We start from the raw sequence: 25,614 nt of genomic DNA on the forward strand, positions 1-25,614 counted from the left end.
AGCGCACATCCTTTCAACGGTGTTGTTGTCTGCCACTCCGGTACAACCTGTTCATCGAACAGAATTCCGGATCGACTCCGCTAAAAAGATAGGGGCTCGTTATGACGTTAATCCTGCATTTGTGTTACTCAGGCATGAAGGTTGCTTGGCAGCTTCAATACTTTCCTCCCCCGGACGCTGGCCAGGACCTGCCGGCGCGGACAGAGGCACGCCGGCGGAAATCCAAGCGTTATTGAGTAGCCTCCTCCATCCTGTCACCCGCTTCTTCGGCGGCATCGCCCATCTCCTCGGCTGCGTTTTCCGCGCCTTCCTGTAACTCGCCCATGGCGCTTTCGTCCTGGCCGGTGGCTTCCTCGTAGGTTTCCTCGACTGAATCGCCAGCCTCTTCCATCATATCGCCGGCATTGTCCGCAGCTTTTTCTACATCGACACCCTCGTTGTCTTCGGAGCTGCAGGCGGCGAGGCCCAGTGTCAGAACCACCAAAAGCGCACTCAGTGTGAGCTTGTTCATACCATATCCCTCTGTTGGTAAGTATTTACAACGCGAAACAGGGTACGGCGAGGCCCGGCCTAAAGGCAATTACCGGGCGATTACCCTTTGGTTAGCCGGCGCAGTCAGACAGCGACCGGCCATTGATGGTGATGAGGTGGTCAAACGGCAGCATGGTGCCTCGCCCCAGCAGCAGGAAGTCCTGCCCGGCCCGACTGCAAAGCTCGCGAATAACATCGTGAACCAGGCATATCTGGCCGGCACTGTCCCGGTAGGCCACCTCGATCAGTTTGCCTGAGCCGAGATACTCCCGGAGCATAGCCTGAACGGCATAAGAGGCGGTGGTGGAGGGCCGGTCTGCCATGGCTGATTCTTCCCTGTGATCGGGCTCTTCTTTAACTCATGAGTCTGGCTCAAAAAGCCGCCTTTGGCCAAAAAATGTCATTTGTCATTTTGAGCCAAGGCGCCCGCGATAATGCGCCGACCGTTGCATTGTCAGATTGTTCGACATAAATTGATAGTACGCGCACCGAACAGGAGAAAACAATGAACGCCAAGACCTCTGACAACCTGGAATCGCATAAAGTCATATCCCCTGGCGAAACCGATTCCACTGGCAACTGGAAGGATCCGAAACGCTATATGTGGTTGCTCGGCCCTGCCCTGCCGGGTATTGGGCTCGCGGCCCTGACCGGTTACGCCCTGGCACCGAAGAAGCTGAAAGCCCTGGCCTGGACCGGCCCGGCCCTGGTACACGGCATCATCCCGGCGCTGGACCGTGCCATTGGCGAGGATCAGAGCAATCCGCCGGAATCGGCGGTGCAGACCCTGGAACAGGACAAGTACTACGACCGGATCGTAAAAGCCTTTATTCCGACCCAGTACGCCATGACCTTTTTGGGCGCCTGGCTGGCCAGCCGCAGGAATACCCCCCTGGACGACAGGATTGGCCTGACGCTCACCGTGGGCGCCATCAATGGTGTGGGCATCAACACCGCCCATGAGCTGGGCCACAAATCGAACAGGCTGAACAAGCTGTTGGCGATGGCGGCTTTGGCACCCACCGGGTATACCCACTTTGTTGTCGAACACAACTTCGGCCATCACATGCGGGTGGCCACACCGGAGGATCCGGCCAGCAGCCGGATGGGCGAAAGCTTCTGGAAGTTCCTGCCACGGACAGTAATAGGCGGCATCAAGTCCTCCATCAGGATTGAGAAGGCGAGACTTGCCCGCAAAGGCAAGGGCTTCTGGAGCCTGGACAATGAGCTGCTTCAGGGCTGGGCCATGAGTGCCGGGTTCTTTGGTGCGACGACGTTGATTTGCGGCCCTCGGGCGTTGCCGTTCCTGGCGGCGCAGGCGGTGTATGGCGCTAGTTTGCTGGAGAGCGTGAATTACATTGAGCACTATGGCCTGCTGCGCCAGAAGGACAAGAACGGAAAATACGAGCGCACCCAGCCGGAGCATAGCTGGAACAGTAATCATATTGTGACCAATCTGTTCCTGTATCAGTTGCAGCGACATTCAGATCACCATGCCCATCCTCAACGCAGCTTCCAGGCTTTGAGGCACTTCGAGAAGGCGCCGCAGTTGCCGGGTGGTTATGCGTCGATGCTGCTGCCGGCTTACCTGCCGCAGTGGTGGTATGAAACCATGGATAAGCGGGTGATTGATCACTACGAGGGGGATCTGAGCAAGATCAACTGGGATCCGGATCGTAAGGAAGAGCTGATGGCCAAATATGCGGATTACGCAGCGGAGGTGGCGGCTGAGGCGAGGGCCCGGCGCGCTGCCGCCAAATCCGAAGCTGCCTGAAGCTCTGCGCCCAGCCTTCTTAGGTTGGTGCAAGCAGTCGACCGGGGCACTCCTTCCGGGAGACGCCATAAACCCATCCCTGGGGGCTTGAGCGCAGCATCCCTGCTGCGCACACTCCCGGAAGGAGCGCCCCGGTCGACTGCCCCGAACTTTGGCAAGATAGTCGAATTTGCCTGAAGCGCTAAAGACAAATCTTCCCCGGGAACAAGCTTGTAGCTCACTTCCCTCGAAATACCGCTTCCCGCCTTTCCAGGAAGGACTGAATTCCCTCTTTTACATCGTCACTGGCCATTACCGGCTGCAGATCCGGGAATAAACGCTGTTTCGCGACTTCCTGCCCTTCACTGACTGCGATCTTTGACGATCTCAGACTACCCTGGACACCCAGAGGGGCTGCCTTTGCAATTTTCTCGGCGATTTCCAGCGCGACATTAAACTGCTCACCCGGCTCCACCAGTTCCTGTATCAACCCCCATTGGTAGGCCTGATCAGCGGTCCATTCGTCGCCAGTCAGCAGGTATCGCTGGGCATTGCCCCAGCCGATTTCCCGTTGCAGCCGGATGGTCGCGCCACCGCAGGCGAAGATGCCGCGTTTGACTTCCAGTTGGGCAAAGCGGGTGCCTTTGGCAGCAACCCGCACATCGGTGTTGAGCATCATTTCCACGCCGCAGGTAAAGCAGATGCCCTGGGCGGCGAAGATGACGGGTTTGCTGAGGCCGGCTCCGGTAATGTGGAACGGGTCCAGTTCGCCCTCGCCCGGCTCGATGCCTTTGCCGTTGGCAAACACGCCGGCCCAGTCGTCCAGTTGCAGGCCGCTGGTGAAGTGGTCGCCTTCGGCGTACATCAGCCCGACCCGCAGATCCGGGTCGCTCTCCAGCTGGTAATAAGCCGCCGCGATCTGGTGGTACATCTCGCGGTTCATGGCGTTCATTTTTTCCGGGCGGTTCAGCCCGATCAGCAGGATGTGGTTTTTCTTTTCAACGTTAACCAGGGCCATTGCCTTCACCTTATATATCGTTTTTCTTTTCCGCGTGCTGCACCTAAGTCTGGGCGCAATCGGCTGGGACCCCTTTCAGGGACCCAGCCGATTGTGCCTCCTCTCAGATCAGAACCACTCGGATTTCATGTTGAGGCAGGTGTCATCCTGATTCCTCAGCAATACCAGGTCCTGAGCCACGGTTGGTAATTCCCAGTGGAAGAAGTACTGCGCAGCCTGGAGTTTGCCCTGGTAGAAGTTGCGCTCGTTATCGCTGTTGGCGGAACCCAGGGCGTGGGCAGCCGTGTTGGCCTGGCGGAGCCACATCCAGGCGACAATGATGTGGCCGAACAGGTGCAGGTAGCAGGAGGCGTTGGCCAGGGTTTTGTCGACTTCGCCGCCCACCAGGGATTTGCCGAGGCTCTGGGTGACTTTTACCGCCTGCTGCAGGGTTTCGCTCAGGGACAGGGCCCATTGCTGGCAGCGGTCGGTGGTGGCCGCTTCCAGATCCACCTGCATTTCCTGCATCAGCAGCTGCAGGCCGTGGCTCTGGTCCTGCCAGATCTTGCGGCCGAGCAGATCCAGGGCCTGAATGCCGTTGGTACCTTCGTGGATAGGGTTCAGGCGGTTATCGCGCCAGCATTGCTCAACCGGGTATTCCCGGGTGTAGCCGGCGCCGCCGTAGACCTGAATGGCCAGATCGTTGGCCTTGGGGCCGTAGTCGGAGGGCCAGGCCTTGATCACCGGAGTGAGCAGGTCCAGCAGCTTCCCGGCTTCTTCGCGTTTCTGTTCGTCCGGGTGGGTGTGCTGGTCGTCCATCAGTCGGGCGCCATAGAGGCACAGGGCCAGACCGCCCTCGCTGTAGGCTTTCTGGGCCAGCAACATGCGCCGGACATCGGCGTGGTCGATGATGGGGACCTGCGAGGATTCCGGGTTCTTCTCGCTGGCCTTGCGGCCCTGCAGGCGGTCTTTGGCGTATTCCAGGCTGTGCATGTAACCGCGATATCCGATCACGGCAGCGCCAAAACCCACGCCAACCCGGGCTTCGTTCATCATCTGGAACATGTATTTCAGGCCCTGGTGGGGCTCGCCAACCAGGTAGCCTTGGCACGGGGCGTCGTCACCGAAACTGAGGGCAGTGGAGGTGGTGCCCCGGTAACCGAGTTTGTGGATCAGGCCGGCAAGGCTGACGCCGTTGCGTTCGGTGGGGTTGCCCTCTTGGTCCACCAGGAATTTAGGCACGATAAACAGGGAGATGCCCTTCACACCCGCCGGAGCGCCTTTGATCCTGGCCAGCACCATGTGAACGATGTTGTCGGTGATGGATTGTTCACCACCTGAGATGTAGATCTTGGCGCCCTTGATCAGGTAATGGCCGTTATCCGCAGGCGATGCCGAGGTGCGGATGTCTGCCAGGGAGGAGCCGGCGTGGGGCTCTGTCAGGGCCATGGTGCCGCTGAACCGGCCGCAGAGCATGTTCGGCAGGAAGGTGGTTTTCTGCTGTTCGTTGCCGAAGACGCGGATGAGGTTGGCGGCGGCGGTGGTCAGGAACGGGTAGCCGGCGGTGCCGGGATTGGCCGCGGTGAAGAAGCCATTGCAGGCGGCCATCACGGATTCTGGCAGTTGCATGCCGCCCAGCTCATAGTCATAGCGTCCGGCGATAAAGCCAGCCTGGGCATAGGCCTCGACGGCTTCTTTGACCTGCGGCAGCATCTCGACCTGGCCGTTGACGAATTTGGGTTCGTCCTTGTCGGCGGCACTGTTGTGGGTGGCGAACTTTTCCCGGGCCATTTTGTCGGCGGTTTCGATGACGGCATCGAAGGTGTCGCGACTGTGTTCGCTGAAGCGCTCGCGGGTGGTGAGGTTTTCAGTATCGAGAACTTCGTAGAGCTGGAACGCCAGGTCGCGGCGGTCGATCAGGGTGTCGGTCATGCTGGGTCTCCTGTTTGTTGCAGACAGCCTCTCACAACTGGTTTTTTCTGGGAACCGGCGCTTGCGACATAATCATGGTCACTATTGCCACACTCTGGCCAAACCCTGCCTGCTACCGGACTCATCAGGTGCTCGCTGGCCGGGGCATGAAGCGGGCGGGTTCGGGCTCTGATCTCCCGCAGAATCGCTTTCTGGCGCGGGTTATGCAGCTAATTTTCCTGAAGGCCAGGTTCCGGCCGGTAACGTAAAGAATACCGACAGGTGTAGATATGGGGAGGTTCGCCATGAACGCACCAATCAGACAAAGCCAGGCAGATATTCTGGGCCGGCTCTATGATATGAAACGCAAACAGATCGAACACGCCCTCCAGCAGGGGAACAGCTTGCGCTGCCAGGTACTTGAAGCAGAAGCCGAGGCTATTTCAAGCGCGTTGAAATCCGTTCGGGAGCCGCTTGCCCCTATCGGCTGTTGATTGCCATTCCTGGTCACCTGTTGCCGTTTTCCGACGGTATCAGATGGCCGGCACCACTTCGGCACCTTGACGGGTGGCCCGTTGTACGCCGAACTTCCCCGGCGACATCCGCGCCACCAATCAGGTGCCGGGCACACCTTGATCAATGGCAAGTTGACTTGACCTTACGAACTGGCCACGTATCATCGGATTTCAAGTTTCACTGACGGAGCAACCATGACCGTAAGGTCTTTCGGCTGCATTAGCATTATCCGCCCACCTGTTGCCGCTGACATCGCGCGGCACCGGGGACGCCTGCCGTACTTCCCGGACCCGCCCGTTGCCTGCTGATCCACCCTGACACCCCCACGGTAAAGGCACCGGAATGCACTAGGCGGGGTGGCTGGCCGAAGACTAGACTCAGGCAAATACGCCTTAGATGTTCACGTGAAAGAAAACCAATAACGAGGTTGCGATGTCGCTACCGCTGGTTGTTTTACTGCCTTTCCTGGGCGCCATGGCCGCACCCCTGTTCGTCCAGGGTGGGCGGACCGCGATTGCCATCGCATCGTCGGTACCCGCCCTGATTGCCCTTGCGGCCCTCTTTCCCCACTGGCAAACCCTGGCTGATGGCGGTGTGGTGCTGCACAGCTATGAATGGTTGCCGGCCCTCGGTCTCTCGTTCAGTTTCCGGCTCGACGGGCTTTCGTTGCTGTTTGCCTTGCTGATACTGATCATCGGGCTGCTGATCATTCTTTATTCCCGCTACTACCTGAAAGCCCACGAAAACGTCGGCAAGTTCTACGCGCTCCTGCTGTGTTTCAAGGGTTCCATGCTCGGGATCGTGCTTTCGGGCAATCTTCTTTTAATCATGATTTTCTGGGAGCTGACCAGCCTTACCTCATTCCTGCTGATCAGCTTCTGGACCCACAAACAGGACGCCCGGCGCGGCGCCCGGATGGCCCTGGCCGTGACGGGCGGTGGTGGGTTTGCGCTGCTTGCCGGCATACTGATCATCGGCAACATTGTTGGCAGCTTTGAGCTTGATGATGTCCTGGCAGCGGGTGACCTGATCAAGAACCATGCCCTCTACCCGGTTGTCCTCACTCTCGTTCTGCTGGGTGCTTTCACAAAATCCGCCCAGTTCCCGTTCCATTTCTGGCTGCCCCATGCCATGCAGGCACCCACGCCGGTATCGGCCTACCTGCATTCAGCCACGATGGTTAAGGCCGGCGTCTTTCTGATGGCCAGGCTTTACCCGGCGCTGGCGGGCACCGAGCAATGGTTCTACATGGTCAGCTTTACCGGCATGGCCACCATGCTGCTGGGCGCCTACACCGCCATGTTCAAGCACGATCTGAAAGGCCTGCTGGCCTATTCAACGGTGAGTCAACTGGGCCTTATTACCCTGCTGTTCGGCATGGGTACCCAGCTTGCGGCCGTTGCGGCGATTTTCCACGTGATCAACCACGCCACCTTCAAGGCCTCCCTGTTCATGGCCGCGGGCATCATCGACCATGAAACCGGCACCCGGGATATGCGCCGCATTAACGGGCTCTGGCGTTTCATGCCGCACACGGCCACCCTGGCCATGGTTGCTGCCGCATCGAACGCCGGGGTGCCGCTGCTGAACGGCTTTCTGAGCAAGGAAATGTTCTTCGCCGAATCACTGGCGCTGAACCTGCCGGGGCTCTGGGCCTGGCTGCCACCAATCGTGGCGACCCTGGCGGGCATCTTCACGGTGGCTTACTCCGCACGTTTTATCCACGACGTTTTCTTCAACGGCAAGCCGGTTGATCTTCCGATCTACCCTCCACACGAGCCTCCCCGTTACATGAAGATCCCGGCGGAGATTCTCGTGTTTGCGCTCGTCATGATCGGCATCTTTCCGGCCATCTCGGTCGGCCCGCTGCTTTACATGGCGGCATCCGCCACATTTGGCGGCAATGTGCCGGATTACCAACTCGCGGCGTTCCACGGTTTCAACCTCCCGCTGATGATGAGTTTTTTCGCTTTTGCCGGCGGCTTGCTCATGTACAGTCAGCGCCAGCGCTTCTTCGATTTCCATGCCCGGTTCAGGGAAATCGATGAAAAGGCCGTATTCGAGGCCGTCGTCTCCCGCATTGTCGACCTGGCCAACCGGTTTACCGCACGGCTGGAAAACGGTTCGCTCCAGCGTTACGCGGTGCTGCTGGTCGTCAGCGTGATCACAGTCGCGGCCATGCCTGTTCTCAGCCTTGGCATTTTTGTCGGGGAGAACGGTCTCAGCCCGATAGACTGGCCAACCGCTATTGCGGCCGGGGTGCTTATCCTCTGTGCGCTGGCCACCGCAGCCATGCACAGGGAGCGGTTCTACGCACTGGTTCTGCTGAGCGTGGTCGGCCTGATGGTGGCCCTTGCGTTCGCCCGCTTCTCGGCGCCGGACCTGGCGATGACCCAGTTGTCCGTGGAAGTTGTCACGATTGTTCTGCTGATGCTTGCCCTTTTCTACATGCCATCCTGGACGCCCGTCGAAACCTCCAACGGGCGGCGGTTCCGCGACATTGCCATTGCCCTGGCAGCGGGAACCGGCATGACGCTGGTTACCCTGGCGATGCTGACACAACCGTTCAGCTCCATCTCCGATTTCTTCCTCGAAAACAGCAAGCCCGGCGGTGGCGGCACCAACGTGGTCAACATCATTCTCGTGGACTTCCGTGGCTTCGACACCCTGGGCGAGATTACCGTTCTGGCCATCGCGGCCTTGGGCATTTACGCCATGCTCAAGAACATTGCCCTGACACCGCCACCCGGCGATGGTCAGGGACACGCGTGGACACGGGATGCCCATCCGTTGATGCTGCGCCAGATTGCCCGCCCGATGCTGCCGCTGGCGCTGATGGTTTCCGTGTTCATCTTCCTGCGGGGCCACAATCTTCCGGGCGGCGGCTTTATCGCCGGCCTGATCACGTCGGTTGCCCTGATCCTCCAGTACATTGCCAGCGGAATGATCTGGACCCAGGACCGGATTTCGTTCCGCTATCACAATGTGATCGGTCTGGGCCTGCTGTTCGCAACCGTTGCCGGCGCGGGCAGCTTTGCCTTCAGCTATCCGTTCCTCACCTCCACCTTTGGTTACATTACCTGGCCGGTGGTGGGCAAGTTTGAGGTTGCCTCGGCCCTGGTCTTTGATCTGGGCGTCTACCTGACGGTTATCGGAGCCACCCTGCTGGCCCTGGTGAGCATTGGCCGGCTGTCTCCCCACTCCGCCATCAAGAGTAAAAAGGAGGGTGCGTAATGGAGCTTGTTTTCGCACTGGTTATCGGTGCCCTGACAGCATCCGGCGTTTATCTGGTTTTGCGGGCACGCACCTTTCCTGTGGTGGTGGGTCTCACTCTGCTGTCCTACGGCGTGAACCTGTTTCTTTTTTCCAGTGGCCGGCTGGCGACCGGACAGCAGCCTGTTATCGGCACCGCAGCAAACTATTCCGATCCGCTTCCCCAGGCGCTGGTGCTTACCGCCATTGTGATCGGCTTCGCCATGACCGCATTTGTTGTTGTGCTGTCACTACGAAATCTGGCGGATCACGAGAACGACCATGTCGATGGCCAGAAACCCTATAAATCCCCCGCCCCCGAGGAAGAAGAGGAGGTAACCGGCCAATGAACCACTGGCTTACCGCTCCTGTTCTGATTCCCCTGCTCGGAGGTATCCTGCAGGCGTTGATGGGTTACGCCCCCATCAGCCTGCGCCGCACGCTGGCGTTGGCAACCACCGTTCTGATACTGGTTTCGGCCATTGTGCTGCTGGTGCTGGCCAACGACGGCAGCTACCGGATTTACGCCCTCGGGAACTGGCAGCCTCCGTTTGGCATTGTTCTGGTGCTTGACCGGCTGGCCGCCCTGATGCTGGTCATGACCGCCGTTCTGGCCCTGTTCTGCCATACCTTCGCTATTGGTGGCGCCGATGAGGGCAATCGCCAGTTCCATGCCCTGTTCCTGTTTCAGCTCATGGGCCTGAACATTGCCTTCCTCACTGGCGACCTGTTCAACCTGTTCGTTGCCTTCGAGGTTCTGCTCATTGCCTCCTATGGCCTGCTGATGCACGGCGGAGGAACGGTAAGAACCGTGCCGGGCCTGCATTATGTGGTGCTGAACCTGGTTGGCTCCGCGATATTCCTGATCAGTGTCGGGATGATCTACAGCGTTACCGGCACCCTGAATATGGCGGATCTGGCGGTCAAGATCCCCGAGGTTTCCGGTGAAAACCTGAATATCGTCAAGGCCGGCGGCATGATGCTGCTGGTGGTGTTCGGCTTGAAAGCCGCCATTCTGCCCCTGTGTTTCTGGCTGCCAAGAGCCTATTCGAAAGCCACGGCTCCCGTCGCCGCTCTGTTCGCGGTAATGACCAAAGTCGGCGTTTACGCCATTTTGCGGGTCTATCTGCTGATCTTTGGCGACAATGCTGGCGAACTCGCCAATCTCGGTATGGACTGGCTGTTCCCCATTGCCCTGGCTACCCTCGCCATGGGTGTCATTGGCGCTCTGGGCTCCGGCAGCCTGAAAACCCTGGTCGCCTGGCAGGTAATCATTTCGGTGGGCACGTTGCTGGCTCCGGTCGCGCTTGGCTCCGAGGCCGGTCTTTCCGCTGCCCTGTTCTACCTGCTGAGCACCACCTGGACCGTCGGCGGCCTGTTCCTGGTCTCGGAGCTGGTGGCTGACCAGCGGGGCACGGCCACTGACCGAATCGTTACCGCTCCACCGATGCAGAACCGCACTTTCCTGAGTGTCCTGTTCCTGATCGGTGCCGTTGCCGCGGCCGGCCTCCCGCCCCTGAGCGGTTTCTTCGGCAAGGTACTGATCCTGAAAGCCGTTGAGCCGGGAACCGAGATGGCCTGGCTGTGGTCGGTGCTCCTGATCGGCAGCTTCCTCACTATCATCGCCTACAGTCGTGCGGGAAGCATTGTTTTCTGGCGGACCGTGGACGGCCATATGGAAACGCCAGACCCACTCAACGGCCGGGTTTCCATCGCCACCGGCGCGTTGGTCGCCCTTGCGGTTGTCATGGTTGTGCTGGCAGGTCCCATCACCCGCTATACCGACGCGACGGCAGCACAGCTGCATAACAATGACGCCTACATCGAAACCTTAAAGACCCCCATGGTCGGGGAGGGTGACTGATGCTTGATCGCCTGAGTTTTCCGCAACCCTGGTTGAGCCTGATCCTGTTCACTACCTGGCAGTTGCTCAGCGACGGCGTGTCCGGCGCCAGTATCGTGATGGGCCTGATCCTGGCCTGGCTGATCCCGCAACTGACTCAGGGCTTCTGGCCCGAGCGGCCGGCGTTCGTTAAGTCCTGGCGGATGCCCATGTATCTGGCTGTCGTGCTCAAGGACATTGTGGTTGCCAGCTTCTCGGTCGCCCGCCTGATTCTGAGCCCGCGCCAGCCGCGCCCGATTTTCGTCTGTTACCCTCTTCAGCTCGAGCAGCCGCTGGCGATTACCATCCTCGCCAGCACCATTTCGCTCACACCGGGCACCGTCAGCGTCGATGTCAGCGATGACAACAAGACCCTCCTGATCCACGCCCTTGATGCAGCCAGCGACCAGGAGGTCATTGGCGCCATACACAACCGCTACGAGAAGCCGTTGATGGAGATGTTCCAATGATGACAATCGCCCTCTACACCTCGATTTCCATGGTCACCCTGGCGACCCTGCTCAACGTCTACCGGCTGATCAAGGGGCCGGACGCACCAGACCGGGTACTGGCACTGGACACGCTCTACATCAACGCCATTGCCCTGATTATCCTGCTCGGAATCGCCCTGGGGACGCGGATGTACCTGGAAGCCGCCCTGCTTATTGCTGTCATGGGCTTTGTCGGAACCGTGGCCATGGCCAAATACCTGAAGCGGGGCAGTGTCATTGAATAGGATTGCCCCGAACCGGTTTCGTCGCGGAGGATACTGACCATGAGTCTGATCACCGAATACGTTATTTCTGCCCTGCTGCTGCTCGGGAGCGCCTTTACCCTGGTTGGCGCCATCGGCCTGGCCAGGCTGCCGGACTTTTTTACCCGCCTTCACGGCCCAACCAAGGCTACAACCCTGGGGGTCGGCGCCATCATGCTCAGCTCGGTGATTTACTTCAGCGCCAGGGGCGAGGGCGTGGGCATTTCGGAGATCCTGATTACCCTGTTCCTGGTAATCACGGCCCCGGTCAGCGCTAACATTCTTGCCAAGGCGGCCATGCATATAGGCGTCAGAACGGTGGAAAACACCGCAGGCAAGCCCTGGGAGCAGTGAATGGCCGCAGTTGGCACACTGACCGGGATTTTGTCATTGGACTTGAAGATTTTTGCCGTATAGTAGGCCCCCAAACCCTTATGAGGAGCCCAGCATATGCTGAAAGTAAATGAGTATTTCGACGGTAAGGCCAAGTCCATTGCCTTCCAGACCGCCACCCTGCCCGCCACCGTTGGCGTAATCAGCCCGGGCGAATACGAGTTTGGCACCAGCAAGAAGGAAACCATGACGGTGATCAGCGGGGCCCTGACGGTTCTGCTGCCAGGCATGGAGGAATGGATGACCTACGGTGCCGGTGAGGGTTTTGATGTTGCCGGGCAGGCAAGTTTCAAGGCAAAGACCGACATCGACACCGCCTATCTCTGCACTTACGAGTAACATCCGGGACAACAACAGAATTTTCCGCAGAGCGAAACTGGATTTTTGCCTAAGCCACCGTTCGCTCTGCATTTTTTCACTTTTACCGGTTCCCGTTTCACCCAATCTGTGTCAGATTTAATCCTGTTTCTCGCGATAACACCAACAACTGGGAAAGAGGAAACGAGTAATGGCACAGACCCGCATTTTATCCCCGGCTGACAACGCCTATCAGTATCCGCTGCTGATCAAACGACTCCTGCTCTCAGGCCCCCGGTACAATCCGAACCAGGAAATTGTCTATTCAAACCGCAGCAAATACACCTATACCGATCTGGTTGAACGCATTCACCGCCTGGCAAACGCCCTGACGGATGCCGGTGTTAAACCGGGTGATACGGTTGCGGTAATGGACTGGGATACACCCCGGTACCTGGAGTGTTTCTTTGCCATTCCGATGATTGGCGCCATTCTGCATACGGTCAATATCCGGTTATCACCAGAACAGATCGTTTACACCATGAACCACGCCGAGGACGACGTTGTGCTGGTGCACGACGACTTCCTGCCGATTATCGAGGGCGTGAAAGACGACATCAAAACGGTCAAGACCTGGATTCAGCTCACCGACAACGATGCCCCACAAGCAACCTCTGTCGATGCCATCGGTGACTACGAAACCCTGCTTGCAAAAGCGAATGACCAGTTCGACTTCCCGGACTTTGACGAGAACAGCGTGGCGACCACGTTCTACACAACGGGTACCACAGGCAACCCCAAGGGCGTGTACTTCAGTCATCGCCAACTGGTACTGCACACACTGGCAATGACAGGCACGGTGGCCTCATTCGATGAGATGCCGCTAATGCGCTCCTCATCGGTTTACATGCCGGTAACGCCCATGTTCCACGTCCACGCCTGGGGTGTGCCCTATGCCGCCACCATGATGGGCATCAAACAGGTCTATCCCGGCCGTTACGAGCCCGAGTTGCTGGTAGACCTTCTAAAAGAGCATAAAGTCACCTTCTCTCACTGCGTACCCACCATCATGCAGATGATGATGGCCACCGAGTCCATCAAGACGGCAGACCTGAGCAACTGGCACGTCCTGATCGGTGGCAGCGCACTGACCAAAGGACTATGTGACGCAGGGACAAAACTCGGAATCAAGATGTACACCGCTTATGGCATGTCTGAAACCTGCCCGCTGCTGAGCGCCTCACACCTGAAACCCGAAGATTTGGAGCTACCCCTTGAGCAGCAGACCGCTATCAGGGTAAAGACAGGGATTGCAACACCGATGGTTGAGCTGGAAATCGTGGACCCGGACGGTAACCCGGTTCCGCACGATGGCCAGGCCAAAGGCGAAGTCGTGGCTCGCGCTCCCTGGTTGACCCAGGGTTACTTCAAGGAGCCCGAAAAAGGCGAGCAGCTCTGGGAAGGCGGCTGGCTGCACACCGGTGACGTGGCCTCCATGGAGCCGGACAACACCCTCACCATCAAGGACCGCATCAAAGACGTGATCAAGACCGGCGGTGAGTGGCTGTCCTCCCTCGACCTGGAAAACCTGATCAGCCAGCACCCGGCTGTGGCCGGCGCTGCGGTGGTGGGTGTACCCGATGAAAAATGGGGCGAGCGCCCGCACGCGCTGGTCACCCTCAAGCCCGGTGAAAATGCCGGTGTCGAGGACATCCAGAATCATCTGATGCAGTTCGTGGACAGCGGTGAGATCAACAAGTGGGCCATCCCCCGGCAGATTGATTTTGTTGAGGATATCCCGAAGACCAGTGTTGGCAAGATCAACAAGAAGCTGATCCGGGATCAGTTGAAGTAACTTGCTGTGTGAAAAAGGGGTCAGATGAACGCTTTCATCTGACCCCATTTTCAGTCTTTACAGTCCGGAGAACGTAAAATCCACCTCCGGCGTGCGACCATCAATAATATCGGCCAGGGCCGCCGCCGAGCCGCAGGAGTGGGTCCAGCCCAGCGTACCGTGCCCGGTATTCAGGTAGAGGTTGGCGTAGTGGCTTTTGCCAATGTACGGAACGTTGGAAGGCGTGGCCGGGCGCAAGCCGGTCCAGAATTCGGCCCGGTCCCAATAGCCTGCCTCGGGCATCACTTCCGCGGTGCGGCGGACGATGGCGCGGCAACGGGTGTAATTGAGTTTTCGGCTGTAACCACTGAGTTCCGCCGTGCCCGCGACACGGATCCGATCGCCAAGACGTGAGTAAACCAGCTTGTATTCATCATCGGTGAGGCTGACCTTGAACGCCGCTTCTTCATTCCTGACCGGCACGGTAATGGAATAGCCCTTGGCCGGGTAGATATTCAGGAAGATACCCAGTTGCCGGGCCAGTGCGGCACTGTAACTGCCAAGGCTCAGAACGTAGGCGTCCGCCCGCAGTGTCTCATGGCGTCCATCAGTCAGTGCCTGAACGCCCAGCACTCGCTCACCCGCCTCTTCAAAACCGAGGATCCGGGTGCCGTATCGAAACGCCACACCCGCCTCCGCGCAACGCCGGGCCAGGTTCTGGGTAAACATCCGGGCGTCACCGGATTCGTCCTCGGAGGTGTAGGTTGCCCCTGCAATCCGGTTCCGGATGGGTTTCAGGGCCGGCTCCAGTTCAACCGCCTGATCGGCATCGATAATCTGGCGGTCGCAGCCAAGAGACTGCATGATCCGGGTAGGCTTTTTGGCACCCTCAAACTCGGCAGGATTGGTGTAGAAGTGCAAAATGCCTTTCTCGAGGTGGTCGTATTGCACATTGGCAACCTTGCGCAGCGCCTGTAACTGGCTACGGCTATAGGTACCCAGATTGACTATCTGACGAATATTGTGAGCTGCCCTGGCAGAGGTGCACTCCCCCAGAAAGGACAGCGCCCAGCGCCACTGGGCAGGGTCGAGCTTTGGCCGGAACAACAGGGGCGCATCCGGTTGGCTGAGCCATTTCAGGACTTTCAGGACAGCCGACGGTTTAGCCCAGGGTTCGGCGTGCGAAACGGAAATCTGACCACCGTTAGCGTAGCTGGTTTCCAGACCCGCCTGGTTCTGCCGGTCAACAACGGTAATCTGGTGCCCCTGCGTCTGAAGAAACCAGGCCGTTGTTACGCCCACGACGCCTGCACCCAAAACCAGTATATGCATGCTTGCCTCCGGTCAAACGGAACCCGCCACCCATGGGGGTATACCCCGGGGTTTTCCGGCCAGACTCCGGTCAATTTGGAACTTGGGATTTGTTGCTTGAGGGCACTATTGTAATGTGAGCGTCCGGTGATTGCGTGTTATACCATCAGCCACCGGCGCGCTTGACTGCCCAGCCCTTCTGCTCCAGCAGGGGCACCAGGATGTCTCGCTGATCACCCTGAATTTCAACAACGCCGTCTTTCACGGTGCCCCCGGTACCACACCTCGCCTTGAGAATCTTTGCGTAGGCCTTGAGTTCCTTGTCGTCCAGGGGAATGCCAGTGATCAGGGTCACGCCCTTGCCCTTGCGCCCTTTGGTTTCGCGGCTAACCCGGACAATGCCGTCTCCGGCGGGCCGCCTGGAATCACCGCAGGTGCAGTCAGCGACGGGGTTTCTGCAACCCGGGCACATTCGACCCAGCCCGGTTGAAAAAACCAGCCCGCCCTCAGATCGCTTCTTCATTCTGTCTCCGTGCTGCCTGTTTTGCTCACTCCATCTTTCAGTCAAGGCCGGGAGGATACTTGGTAAACATTTCAGCCACCAACTCGTCGATCAGCGCTCTCCGGGTTTCGGGCGACTGGTTCTCGTTCAGATAGCGGCGACTGGCAGCCCGCCATACAACCTGCTTGGACTTGCTGTCCGCCAGCTCGACCACCAGCTTACCCTCTTTGATTTCGCGAACCGGAGGCGGCGCGGACAACGCCCAACCAAAGTTCCCGTGGCCAAAGCCGAACCCCAGTCCCAGGCCAGTCTGCTCGAGTCTGTCCTCGGGAACAATCTGCCAGCTCACCAGCAAACCGGCTTCCGCCTCCGGAACCTGCAGCAGCGCTTTGCGATTAAGCTCCCTTTCAATGGCGCTCCGCACCCGGTTGCCGTCCAGGGAGACAAAGGAGGACTCCGTGCCAGGCACAAACGCCCAGGACGTGTAGTTTCCGAAAACCACAGACGAGTTGTAGTCTGTCACCACATTGCTGGCGCAACCGGTCATGGCCAGTGCGACTATCGACAACATCAGTAAACGCATCATCACTTCTTCCCTCAATGGAGGATTTAACTGATAACCAGTATACGCACAGGAAACGCGAAACGCGCGAGGGTGCCCTTCAGACCCATCACCTTTCAAAACTGTAATCCAGTTTCTGGGCATCGCAGAAGGCCCCGAATTGCTGCGCCCTGTTCTCCGGGACCGACACGCGGGCATGCACGGACGGACCGTAATCGACCGAGTCCACCGACGCGCCATGCAACTCGCACCAGTGTCTCAGAGGCTGCTCGTCGGCGAAAGACAGGGTAACCCGCGCCTCAATCACGGGCTGCCGGACAACCCGGTCTACCGCAGAAAGAACACGCTCGGCAGCACCCGCATAGGCCCGCACCAGTCCTCCGGCACCGAGTTTAATGCCCCCGAAATACCGGATGACCATCACAAGCACATCGCCCATATCCTTGTACTGAATCACATTCAGTATGGGCTTTCCGGCGGTTCCGGAAGGTTCGCCGTCATCGTTCATGGCGGCCTCGGCCGCGGAGCCGGGGCGGCCAATCTGGTAGGCCCAGCAGATGTGGCGGGCGTCCGGGTGGTCTTTTTGGGCCTGCGCCAGCCAGGCTTTCACCTCATCGCGGGAGCCCACCGGGGCTACCCGCGCGATAAAACGGCTTTTTTTCACTTCCGTTTCCCGCTCAAGGTATCCCGCAGGAACCGGGTAATCTTTTTTCATGGAAAATGACCTATGGCCTCTGACGACAAATACAGCAGCGAGCCGGCGCCCTCACCCACCGATAAACACCGGAAGGCGAACCGTCACCCTCAGGCCGCCCGCCTCCGCGATGGTTGCATCAATCCGGCCATCGTGAGCGGAAACGATATCTCTGGCAATAGCCAGCCCCAACCCCCAGCCCGTTCCACCCCGGGACTTATCGGCCCGGAAAAACGGCTCGAACAGGTGTGACAGTGCCTCCTCCGGGACCCCCGGGCCATCATCTTCAACGGCCAGACTAAGCCACCCATCGGAGACCGATAGGGCAAGTTTCACGGCCTTGCCTGGCGGAGTATGGTCCAGGGCATTCTGCAGAATATTATCGATCGCCCGCTGCAACAGCCCCTCATCGCCAAGCACCGAGGTGCCGGCACTTTCCGGCGAGGCAACAAGTTTGCAGTCGACGCCCTGATGCTCCGCGTAATCCGCCGCATCCTGCAACACCCGGTTGATCACCTTTACCGGCTTCAGGGGCTCACGCTCAATATCCCCGCCAGCTTCGGTTACCCGGTACAGTGTCAGAATCTGGCCCGTCATCGTATCGAGTCGCTCGTTCTGGCGCAGAATGCTGGCCATCAGCTCCTCATCTGCACCGGCCTCGCTCGCCAGCTCAATGGCAATACGCTGGCGTGCCAACGGTGTCCGAAGATCATGGGAAATATCCCGGAGCAAGTGTTTCTGCCGTTCCAGCAGGCTGCACAGCTGCTCCGTCATGGCATTGAAGGCCGTTGCCAGCTGCCCCACTTCGTCTCTACGCCGGGCAATGCGATCACTTACACGAAGCGAATTGCCCCCCCGTGAAATTGCCTGGGCCGTTGTTTCCATGTGCCTGAGAGGGCGGGATACCCGCCGGGCAATCCACCAGCACGCGAGGGAAATCATCACGAAGGCAAGGCCGAGTTCAATGACTCGGAAAAACCGGGGGTCCAACCAGCCCTCCCCCACGGCCCTTGGCCATGCCACCAGGCGATAATCCTCGTTGATATCCAACACCGCAGGCTTCTGCGGATACCAGCGCGAATCCATTCGCTCACGAATGTGCGGGGGCAGCCTGCCATCATTTTTATCTTTTTCAAGCAGGATCAGGTGTAGATCGAGTCGCTCGCCCTCTGACTTGAGAAAACGCCAGACACTGCCCCGCTCGCCCGATTCACGGATTTTTACCGCTTCCCTGGCAAGGTCCAGCAGTCCCGCCTGCCGCTCAATGGCCTGCCGCTCCCGGTCGAGAAGCACCCGGGTCGCTATGTTGCTGACCACAACGGTCAGGGCCATGGCGAGCCAGATCGAAAAAAAGATCCGCCAGAAAAGTGGAAATATCACCTGATGCTTCATTCCGGTACCCGATAACTGTAGCCAAGACCTCGCACGGTTTCGATCCTCGGTGGATCCTCGTTACCCAGCTTCCTTCGAAGATTACTGACATGCATATCCAGGGTCCGGTCGTAGGCCTCAAGCCTTCGACCCAACGCCCACTGCATCAGATCGGTTTTGCGAACCACGCTGCCGGCGTGGGCCAGCAAAACCTGCAGCACTTCGTATTCCGTGGCCGTCAGTTCCAGTGCTTTATCGTTCTGATAAATTCGGCGATGGCCCGGTTCGACTCTCAGATCACCATAAGTCCGGGCAGCATTGACCTCTGTTTTCTGATCCCAGGCAATCCGGCGCAACAGGGCCTGTAAACGAGCCACCAGTTCCCGGGGATTGCAGGGTTTGGGAATGTAATCATCGGCACCGACTTCAAACCCGACGATCCGGTCGGTTTCATCGCCCCTGGCCGTCAGCAGCACAACCGGCAAGTGAGTTTCTGCCCTGAGCTCTCTCAGCACCTCAAGCCCACTGATATCTGGCAGCATAATATCCAGAACAACAATGTCGCAGTCCTGTCCCAACGCCAGAGCCAGACCATCCCGGCCATTGGCCGCTTCACGGACGGAGAAGCCCTGATTGTTCAGATAGCGGGCCAGAAGCTCTCGCAATTCATCATCGTCTTCGACCAGTAAAACCCTGCTCTGCATCTTTGCTCTCCACCTTGACTGCAAGAAGTCTAACACGCTCACGACAAGCCGCTGATTCGGCGTAATTTCCTTTGCAGAACCTTTACACAGACCTGACGCTCGTTGACGAAAGGTGGCGCTAACATAGCAACCGTTAACGCAACAGCTGCCAACGCAGCAACTATTGGAGAATAGCTTTATGAAAACACGCACCAGTTCAATCCTTGCCGCAGGCGCCCTTGCTTCCGCCCTGTTGATGAGCAGCCCGGCCCTCATGGCTGACGATCACGGTTACAAGCATCGGGGCGACAGACATGACATGGCGGAGATGTGTGAGAACCTCAAAGATGGCAAAGGTAAGTTCAACAGGGAAGAACGCCAGCAAGAGATGGCGGAGCGTCGTGAGGCTATGGCCGAGCGCCTCAAGCTGAACGATGAGCAGCGTGAAATCTGGAACCAGATGCACGAAGAAAGGCGCGAAAAGCACGAGAAGCGCATGAAAAACTGGCAGGAGGAACTGAAAAAACGCTGCGCCAAATCCTAGGGGTGATCAGAAGCCGGATTCTGACGTATGGTATCGGGTAGATCAAGGAGTACTGCCCGACCATGCCAGAATCCGGACTTTCCGACCTCACCCTGGAAACCTGTGACAGCATCACTGCCATTCCTGCGCAGGAATGGCAACGACTGGCAGGACGCACCAACCCGTTTCTCCGCTACAAGTTCTTCCAGGCGCTGGAGGCGTCTGCCTGCACCTCTGCGGCTACTGGCTGGACGCCAAGTCACCTGGTTTTCCGAATGGCCGGTAAAATCGTCGGCATAGCACCGGCCTTTCTGAAAAGCCACTCCATGGGTGAATACATTTTTGACTGGGCCTGGGCCAATGCCTACCAACGTCATGGCCTCGATTACTATCCGAAGTTACTGATCGCCGTTCCCTTTACACCCTCCGCAGGCCCCAGGTTGTTGCTGGATCCGGATCTGCGCCGCCAACTGAGACCGGAACAGCTTCATGACTTGCTGGATACGCTGACCAGAAAGCTTGGTGCCCACTCCTGGCACCTGCTGTTTCCGGACAGCGATGACCAGAAGCTGCTCCATCATGACCGGGAGTTGCACCGCATCGGCTGCCAGTTCCACTGGCACAACCACGGTTACCGGAACTTCGAGGATTTTCTGGGAGCGCTGAATTCACGCAAGCGCAAATCCATCCGCAAGGAGCGTCGGCAGGTGGCCGAGCAAGGAATTTCTTTTGCCCGCTTTCACGGTCGGGGCATCCCGGACCATGTGCTCTCAGCCTTCTACGTGTTCTACCAGGCAACCTACCTGAAGCGTGGCCAGCGCCCCTACCTGAACAAGCGGTTCTTTGAACTTCTTCTGGAGCAACTGCCCGGGCATGTGCACCTCATCATGGCGGTTCGCGAAGGCGAACTGATTGCCGGCGCACTGTTCCTGGCCGGTGAGAACATCCTGTACGGTCGCTACTGGGGGTGCCGGGACGAATACAACCACCTGCACTTCGAGACCTGCTATTATCAGGGTATCGAGCTGGCCATGGACCTGGGCCTGACGCACATCGACGCCGGCGCCCAGGGCGAGCACAAACTGGTGCGGGGCTTTGAGCCCGTTATTACCCATTCCTGGCATGGCGTTCTGCACCCGGGCTTTCGCGAGGCCATCGGAAACTTCACCCGGAAAGAAGCAGACCACGTGCTCGATTACTTTGAAGGCGCCAGATCTGTCCTGCCCTTCCGACAGCAGGGGCAGGATTAGCTTCTATACTGAAAGTCCGAGACAGGAATTCGACGGGGTCAGATACCATGGACACGGACGCGCTTTGGCGCATGCTCTCATCAGTCAATTTGCCGCTGCTGGTCGCTGCGGGAGCCTTACTGCTGGCCCTGATTTCCCTTAGTCTTATTTCCGGCGCCCGACACCGCAACCGGGACCAGCTGGCGAGCTTACGCGAGAAGTGCGACACGCTCTGGCGTGAGTTAGATGACATTCGGGTGGCGCAATTCAACCGTCCTGGCGATGCCGGAAGCGCTGGGGCGACCTCGTCATTTGAGGAAGCCCGCTACCATACCGAGATGGAGGCCTACAGTAAGATCTGGCCACAGGTGTGGCAACTTTACGAGCGCCTGGGCACCTTCCTGAGGGCCGTAGAAGCGGGTGAGCCCGCAGGGGAGTTGAGGCTGGAATCCCGGAACGCCGCCCTGGAAGCGCGTCACCTTCTGAACAGGAACCGCCCATTCTGCAGTGAATCCGTAGATGAACTGGTCACACGATTGATTGACGCCGAAATCAAGGCACACCTGGCTGCCTGCCAGTATCTGGATCTTCTTAAAGACGTCACCAGCGCCTCATCGAACCACGACCGGCGGGTCCTGCAGGACAAATGCCACAGTCTGCATGAGGGAGAAGCCCGGGACCTGATCAATCAGCTGGCGTCATCAATCCGGCAACGGGCCATCCGAAGTAGCTGAAGACCAGTGGGCCTTAGCTGTCAGTAATACGAAAACCCACTTTCATTACCACCTGATAGTGGCCCACCTTGCCTTCAACGATGTGGCCACGGGTTTCCGTCACCTCAAACCATTCCATGTTGCGGACACTCTTGCCACATTCTTCAAGCGCACTTTCGATGGCGTCTTCAATGCTTTTTTTGGACGAGCCAACAATCTCCACTTTCTTGTAAACATGATGGTCAGACATAATAGGCCTCGCTGAAAATTTGTTCGTGATACCCCTGAGCCTAGAAGACAAGCTTCGCTCCGGCAAACCACGGCACCACCCAGTGCTCATCCGCGAGGTAACCGCGATCGTACTCCTTCACTGCAATCCTTCTGCAGGCCCGGAACTTATCGGCGCTGACCAAGTCTCGAAGGTCTGACCACACTGGACAGGTTCATGAAACGATTTTTCAAATACATCGGGTGGCTTCTTGGTGGTCTGCTACTCCTGCTTTCCGGACCAATCCTCCTGGCCACCAGCGGCAGCCTGCAGGGCGCGGAAAGCTGGCAGACCGCCACCCGGGAGAGCGCGGGCATCGCACCGGCACCGGAGACAACCGAGGAAGCGATCGTGCAGGTTTATGGCGCACGGGCCTGGAGCTGGCGCGGTTATTTTTCGGTGCACACCTGGATTGCCACCAAGGAGAAAGGTGCCAGCTATTACCGTGTTCACGAGGTCACCGGCTGGCGCCACTATGTGGTCAACTCCCTACCGGGTGAACCGGACCGACACTGGTACGGCGCGAAGCCGGAGCTGTATGCGGACATACGGGGCAAAGAAGCAGAGAAACTGATCCCCGATATCTACCAGGCCGTGAAATCCTACCCCTACCCGACCGAGTACGAAGCCTGGCCCGGACCCAACAGCAATACCTTCGTTGCCTGGGTGATCCGGGAGGTGCCGGGGCTCGAAGTTGCACTGCCAAGCCATGCGATTGGCAAGGATTACCTGGGTGATCAGTTCGTCGCGGAGGTGCCGGGCGGGGCCGGTTACCAGATTTCACTGGGAGGCTATTTCGGTCTGCTGGCAGGAATCAGGGAAGGTCTGGAGCTGAATGTGCTGGGACTGTCGTTCGGAGTTAATCCGCTGGCGCTGGGCATCAAACTTCCCGGTGTTGGAGAACTCGCGTTGCGAAACACGAACCCAATGCCCGATACCACTCCTTAGCCAGGGGGAACAGGCGGGCAGAGCCTTCCAAAAATGTGCTGAGCCATGGATGGCGGAGCCAAGCGTACATGGACGTATTCACAGCGGTTTTTGGGAGGCTCTGCCCGCCTGTTCCTTGCTCCGATGCAGGGTTTCAGAGGCTAGAGAATTCCAATCAGCCTGGAATCGGCAGCTTACGCCAGATAACGCACGATCCCGGCCGCCGCGATGCCGGCAGCGATGGCTGGCAGCGGTTTACGCAATGCAAGCATGGTTATTGCGGTTACCAGCAAGGCTGCGAGAGCCCCCGCGTCACCGCTGACCGCCATGGGCACGATAATGGCGATCAGTACCGAGCTGGCCATGGTATTGATGAAACTCTCAATCCGCGGACTGATCTTTACAAAGGACATGATGAATACCCCGCCGAAGCGGGTCACCAGGGTAACGGCGGTCATGATCGCAATCAGAAACAGGATGCCAGCTGTGGTGGTTTCAATGATCATGGGCGCCCTCCTCCGTATCTGCCTCCGCATCGATGGCAGGCTTGCGCTCGAGCCAGAAGAACCCGATCGCGCCACCGGCCAGGGCGCCCACCACAACGTGGGAATTCGGCGGCAGCCATTTCCAGGCCGCCAGCGAGGCAAGCGCCGCAACGGTCCAGGCCACCAGCACCCTCGGTGATTTCTTGCCGCCCAGTGCCATGGCCAGCAGGAAGCTCCCCAGAACCATATCCAGCCCCAGGGCTTTCGGGTTCTGCAACAAGCCGCCAAAGTAAACACCCAGCCAGGTACCGACAATCCAGGCCAGCCAGAGCACCAGCCCGCCACCGAGAATCACCTCAAGGTTACGCCGGCCACTCTGATATTCCTGAGCCGAAACCGCCCAGTTGGCATCCGTCAGCAGCAACAACAGACCATACCGCTTGCCGGGTGACAGGTCCTTGAGCATCGGGTACAGCGAAGCCCCCATCAACAGATGACGGGAATTGATGGCAAATACCACGGCCACCAGAGGCAGGGCCGAAACCTCTCTGCCCCACATATCGATGGCGGCAAACTGGGCGGCACCGGCGAAAACGGTGGTACTCATCAGGATCGCCTCCAGCGGCTGAAGCCCCTTCTGGGTCGCGGCCAGGCCGAAGGCAGCGCCAAACGCCATCACAAACAGCGAGATGGGTAAGAGACGGAGGAATTCCGCACGCACTTTATGCGGCTGAATCTGATACGAATAGGTAGTGGCAGACATCTTAGGAAGCTATGCGGTAACTCGTTAAAAACGAATAGGTAAAAACCACCATGCGGCAAAAAATTTTTGCCCGAAGCTCAAACCGTTAGTTGAATAACTCATGAAAATTGCCAGCCATTCACCAATTTGAAATTGACGTTAACGTCAATCGTCGCTAATTTGTTCCTGTCCAGCCCCAAAAGGGCATTTCCCAATGGGAATCCGGACCGATGAAATCAAACTGCCGGCCATAAGCCGGACGACAAGAACAAGATACCCGCTCATGCCGAGATCCGGCCAGGTGGGAGAGGATTTCAAAATGCTCGATAGCACCCCCTCCATAAACGTATTCAGCCATCCTGAATTCGACAACCACGAACACCTGTCCTTTTTCTGCGACCCGGAAACCGGACTGAAAGCCATAGTGGCCATCCACAACACCTCCCGCGGCCCGGCCCTGGGCGGCTGCCGGATGTTCCCTTATGCTTCGGATGAAGCGGCCCTGCGCGACGTGCTGCGACTGTCACGAGGCATGACCTACAAGTCTGCCCTGGCGAACCTGGCTCTCGGAGGCGGCAAGTCCGTGATTATCGGTGACCCACGCAAACAGAAAACCGAAGCCCTGATGGAAGCCATGGGTCGCCACCTGGAAAGCCTCGGCGGCCAATACATCGCGGCGGAAGACTCCGGCACCAGCGTACCCGACCTCAAGGTGATGGGCCGGCACACCCGTCACGTCGCCGGAATCGCCTCGCGCACCGGGTTTGACGGCAACCCCAGCAACGGCGACCCGTCACCCGCGACAGCCTACGGCACCTTTATTGGCCTGAAAGCGGCGGTCAAACACAAACTGGGCCAGGATAGCCTGAACGGGCTGAAAGTGGCCATTCAGGGCATTGGCAATGTCGGTTTCCGGCTGGCGAAACACCTGAAGGAAGCCGGCGCCGAGCTGTGGGTGTATGACATCCACGAAGATAATATGCAGCGGGCCGTGGATCAGCTGGGCGCCAGGCCGGCAGCGGCCGAGGACATCCTGTTCCTGCCGGTGGACGTGATCGCCCCCTGCGCCATGGGCGCGGTACTGAACGATGGCAGCATTCCGCAGCTGCAGGCCAGCATCGTGGCCGGCGCCGCGAACAATCTGCTGGAACACCCGGAGCATGACACCATGCTGCGGGGCCGGGGCATTCTCTATGCACCGGACTTCGCCATCAACGCCGGTGGCATCATTGATGTGTTCTACGAGCGCACCGGTGCCACGCCGGAAACGGTTCGCGCCCATGTGGACACCATCGGCGACACCCTGGCCGAAATCTTTAACCGTTCTGACCGCTCGGGCCGCCCGACCGGTGAGATCGCCAACGAACTGGCGGAAGAACGGTTCAAAAAGCACACCGCCGGCGCCGGGCTGGCGCCTGAGCGGTTGGCCTGCACCGGGTAACCTGACGCCTGTGCATCCCCTGGAAGTTGCAGACCTCCGCAGC

Annotated in this window: 28 protein-coding genes; 15 read left to right on the forward strand and 13 right to left on the reverse strand. The window is 58.7% G+C overall.

Annotation, left to right across the window (positions count from 1 at the left end):
- Positions 1-229: 229 nt before the first annotated feature.
- Both NLK58_RS07205 and NLK58_RS07210 read right to left on the reverse strand, forming a co-directional pair.
- Complete coding sequence (locus NLK58_RS07205) at positions 230-511, reverse strand: hypothetical protein (protein WP_117617881.1); 282 nt, start codon at positions 509-511, stop codon at positions 230-232.
- A gap of 91 nt (positions 512-602) precedes the next feature.
- Complete coding sequence (locus NLK58_RS07210; RefSeq protein ID WP_117617882.1) at positions 603-854, reverse strand: hypothetical protein; 252 nt, start codon at positions 852-854, stop codon at positions 603-605.
- Between the two features lie 182 nt (positions 855-1,036).
- Between NLK58_RS07210 and NLK58_RS07215 the strand changes: the two genes are divergently transcribed.
- A complete protein-coding gene (locus NLK58_RS07215; RefSeq protein WP_117617883.1) occupies positions 1,037-2,305 on the forward strand; it encodes an alkane 1-monooxygenase in 1,269 nt (422 codons plus the stop codon).
- A 217-nt stretch (positions 2,306-2,522) separates the two neighbouring features.
- On the opposite strand, the gene NLK58_RS07220 is transcribed toward NLK58_RS07215, so the two are convergent.
- Both NLK58_RS07220 and NLK58_RS07225 read right to left on the reverse strand, forming a co-directional pair.
- On the reverse strand, positions 2,523-3,302 hold the full coding sequence (locus NLK58_RS07220) for a crotonase/enoyl-CoA hydratase family protein (protein ID WP_117617884.1): 780 nt from the start codon (positions 3,300-3,302) through the stop codon (positions 2,523-2,525).
- 108 nt (positions 3,303-3,410) lie between these two features.
- On the reverse strand, positions 3,411-5,213 hold the full coding sequence (locus NLK58_RS07225; protein ID WP_117617885.1) for an acyl-CoA dehydrogenase: 1,803 nt from the start codon (positions 5,211-5,213) through the stop codon (positions 3,411-3,413).
- A gap of 284 nt (positions 5,214-5,497) precedes the next feature.
- Between NLK58_RS07225 and NLK58_RS07230 the strand changes: the two genes are divergently transcribed.
- From NLK58_RS07230 to NLK58_RS07270, 9 genes are all read left to right on the forward strand, one after another.
- Complete coding sequence (locus NLK58_RS07230; protein WP_117620309.1) at positions 5,498-5,686, forward strand: hypothetical protein; 189 nt, start codon at positions 5,498-5,500, stop codon at positions 5,684-5,686.
- Positions 5,687-6,140: 454 nt separating this feature from the next.
- On the forward strand, positions 6,141-8,942 hold the full coding sequence (locus NLK58_RS07235) for a monovalent cation/H+ antiporter subunit A (RefSeq protein WP_341582437.1): 2,802 nt from the start codon (positions 6,141-6,143) through the stop codon (positions 8,940-8,942).
- Entirely contained in the window at positions 8,942-9,310 is a 369-nt protein-coding gene (locus NLK58_RS07240) for a Na+/H+ antiporter subunit C (RefSeq protein ID WP_117617887.1), read from the forward strand. Before NLK58_RS07235 ends, NLK58_RS07240 begins: the two co-directional genes overlap by 1 nt.
- Positions 9,307-10,824: a monovalent cation/H+ antiporter subunit D gene (locus NLK58_RS07245; RefSeq protein ID WP_117617888.1), complete on the forward strand. Its 1,518-nt coding sequence runs from the start codon at positions 9,307-9,309 to the stop codon at positions 10,822-10,824. Before NLK58_RS07240 ends, NLK58_RS07245 begins: the two co-directional genes overlap by 4 nt.
- A complete protein-coding gene (locus NLK58_RS07250; protein ID WP_117617889.1) occupies positions 10,824-11,312 on the forward strand; it encodes a Na+/H+ antiporter subunit E in 489 nt (162 codons plus the stop codon). Before NLK58_RS07245 ends, NLK58_RS07250 begins: the two co-directional genes overlap by 1 nt.
- On the forward strand, positions 11,309-11,578 hold the full coding sequence (locus NLK58_RS07255) for a K+/H+ antiporter subunit F (RefSeq protein WP_117617890.1): 270 nt from the start codon (positions 11,309-11,311) through the stop codon (positions 11,576-11,578). The genes NLK58_RS07250 and NLK58_RS07255 overlap by 4 nt, the downstream gene beginning before the upstream one ends.
- A 39-nt stretch (positions 11,579-11,617) precedes the next feature.
- Entirely contained in the window at positions 11,618-11,950 is a 333-nt protein-coding gene (locus tag NLK58_RS07260) for a Na+/H+ antiporter subunit G (RefSeq protein WP_117617891.1), read from the forward strand.
- A gap of 96 nt (positions 11,951-12,046) precedes the next feature.
- The gene (locus tag NLK58_RS07265) at positions 12,047-12,328 is read left to right on the forward strand and encodes a pyrimidine/purine nucleoside phosphorylase (RefSeq protein ID WP_117617892.1); all 282 of its coding nucleotides are present in this window, start codon (positions 12,047-12,049) and stop codon (positions 12,326-12,328) included.
- 169 nt (positions 12,329-12,497) lie between these two features.
- The gene (locus tag NLK58_RS07270) at positions 12,498-14,141 is read left to right on the forward strand and encodes a fatty acid--CoA ligase (RefSeq protein ID WP_117617893.1); all 1,644 of its coding nucleotides are present in this window, start codon (positions 12,498-12,500) and stop codon (positions 14,139-14,141) included.
- A gap of 57 nt (positions 14,142-14,198) precedes the next feature.
- Here the strand turns inward: NLK58_RS07270 and NLK58_RS07275 are convergent, their stop codons facing one another.
- The 6 genes from NLK58_RS07275 to NLK58_RS07300 all read right to left on the reverse strand — a co-directional run bounded on the left by NLK58_RS07275 (position 14,199) and on the right by NLK58_RS07300 (position 19,264).
- Complete coding sequence (locus NLK58_RS07275) at positions 14,199-15,452, reverse strand: D-amino acid dehydrogenase (protein WP_117617894.1); 1,254 nt, start codon at positions 15,450-15,452, stop codon at positions 14,199-14,201.
- A 145-nt stretch (positions 15,453-15,597) separates the two neighbouring features.
- Positions 15,598-15,954, reverse strand: a complete 357-nt coding sequence (locus NLK58_RS07280; RefSeq protein ID WP_117617895.1) for a translation initiation factor Sui1 — start codon at positions 15,952-15,954, stop codon at positions 15,598-15,600.
- Between the two features lie 37 nt (positions 15,955-15,991).
- Positions 15,992-16,519: a DUF4136 domain-containing protein gene (locus NLK58_RS07285; RefSeq protein WP_117617896.1), complete on the reverse strand. Its 528-nt coding sequence runs from the start codon at positions 16,517-16,519 to the stop codon at positions 15,992-15,994.
- A gap of 85 nt (positions 16,520-16,604) precedes the next feature.
- Positions 16,605-17,210, reverse strand: coding sequence for a YigZ family protein (locus tag NLK58_RS07290; RefSeq protein ID WP_117617897.1), 606 nt, complete (start codon positions 17,208-17,210; stop codon positions 16,605-16,607).
- A 51-nt stretch (positions 17,211-17,261) separates the two neighbouring features.
- The gene (locus NLK58_RS07295) at positions 17,262-18,569 is read right to left on the reverse strand and encodes a HAMP domain-containing sensor histidine kinase (RefSeq protein WP_227539466.1); all 1,308 of its coding nucleotides are present in this window, start codon (positions 18,567-18,569) and stop codon (positions 17,262-17,264) included.
- Positions 18,570-18,577: 8 nt separating this feature from the next.
- Positions 18,578-19,264, reverse strand: a complete 687-nt coding sequence (locus NLK58_RS07300) for a response regulator transcription factor (protein WP_117617899.1) — start codon at positions 19,262-19,264, stop codon at positions 18,578-18,580.
- 178 nt (positions 19,265-19,442) lie between these two features.
- On the opposite strand from NLK58_RS07300, the gene NLK58_RS07305 reads away from it, so the two are divergent.
- The 3 genes from NLK58_RS07305 to NLK58_RS07315 all read left to right on the forward strand — a co-directional run bounded on the left by NLK58_RS07305 (position 19,443) and on the right by NLK58_RS07315 (position 21,729).
- Complete coding sequence (locus NLK58_RS07305) at positions 19,443-19,787, forward strand: hypothetical protein (RefSeq protein WP_117617900.1); 345 nt, start codon at positions 19,443-19,445, stop codon at positions 19,785-19,787.
- Between the two features lie 62 nt (positions 19,788-19,849).
- A complete protein-coding gene (locus tag NLK58_RS07310; RefSeq protein ID WP_341582438.1) occupies positions 19,850-21,016 on the forward strand; it encodes a GNAT family N-acetyltransferase in 1,167 nt (388 codons plus the stop codon).
- Between the two features lie 47 nt (positions 21,017-21,063).
- Entirely contained in the window at positions 21,064-21,729 is a 666-nt protein-coding gene (locus NLK58_RS07315) for a hypothetical protein (protein WP_227539467.1), read from the forward strand.
- 13 nt (positions 21,730-21,742) lie between these two features.
- Here the strand turns inward: NLK58_RS07315 and NLK58_RS07320 are convergent, their stop codons facing one another.
- Positions 21,743-21,958 (reverse strand): dodecin, encoded by a 216-nt coding sequence (locus NLK58_RS07320; RefSeq protein WP_117617902.1) that lies wholly within the window; start codon positions 21,956-21,958, stop codon positions 21,743-21,745.
- A 195-nt stretch (positions 21,959-22,153) separates the two neighbouring features.
- On the opposite strand from NLK58_RS07320, the gene NLK58_RS07325 reads away from it, so the two are divergent.
- On the forward strand, positions 22,154-22,924 hold the full coding sequence (locus NLK58_RS07325) for a DUF3750 domain-containing protein (protein ID WP_117617903.1): 771 nt from the start codon (positions 22,154-22,156) through the stop codon (positions 22,922-22,924).
- 173 nt (positions 22,925-23,097) lie between these two features.
- Here NLK58_RS07325 and NLK58_RS07330 read toward each other — a convergent pair whose 3' ends face one another.
- Positions 23,098-23,409 carry an AzlD family protein gene (locus tag NLK58_RS07330; protein WP_117617904.1) on the reverse strand — a complete coding sequence of 104 codons (312 nt, stop codon included), beginning with the start codon at positions 23,407-23,409 and terminating at the stop codon, positions 23,098-23,100.
- Positions 23,399-24,151 carry an AzlC family ABC transporter permease gene (locus NLK58_RS07335; protein WP_117617905.1) on the reverse strand — a complete coding sequence of 251 codons (753 nt, stop codon included), beginning with the start codon at positions 24,149-24,151 and terminating at the stop codon, positions 23,399-23,401. Before NLK58_RS07335 ends, NLK58_RS07330 begins: the two co-directional genes overlap by 11 nt.
- A gap of 298 nt (positions 24,152-24,449) precedes the next feature.
- On the opposite strand from NLK58_RS07335, the gene NLK58_RS07340 reads away from it, so the two are divergent.
- Positions 24,450-25,571 (forward strand): Glu/Leu/Phe/Val dehydrogenase, encoded by a 1,122-nt coding sequence (locus NLK58_RS07340; RefSeq protein ID WP_117620311.1) that lies wholly within the window; start codon positions 24,450-24,452, stop codon positions 25,569-25,571.
- The last annotated feature ends 43 nt before the right edge of the window (positions 25,572-25,614 follow it).

The sequence above is a fragment of the Marinobacter metalliresistant genome (assembly GCF_038098645.1).
In the GTDB taxonomy this organism is placed as follows: Bacteria; Pseudomonadota; Gammaproteobacteria; order Pseudomonadales; family Oleiphilaceae; genus Marinobacter; species Marinobacter metalliresistant.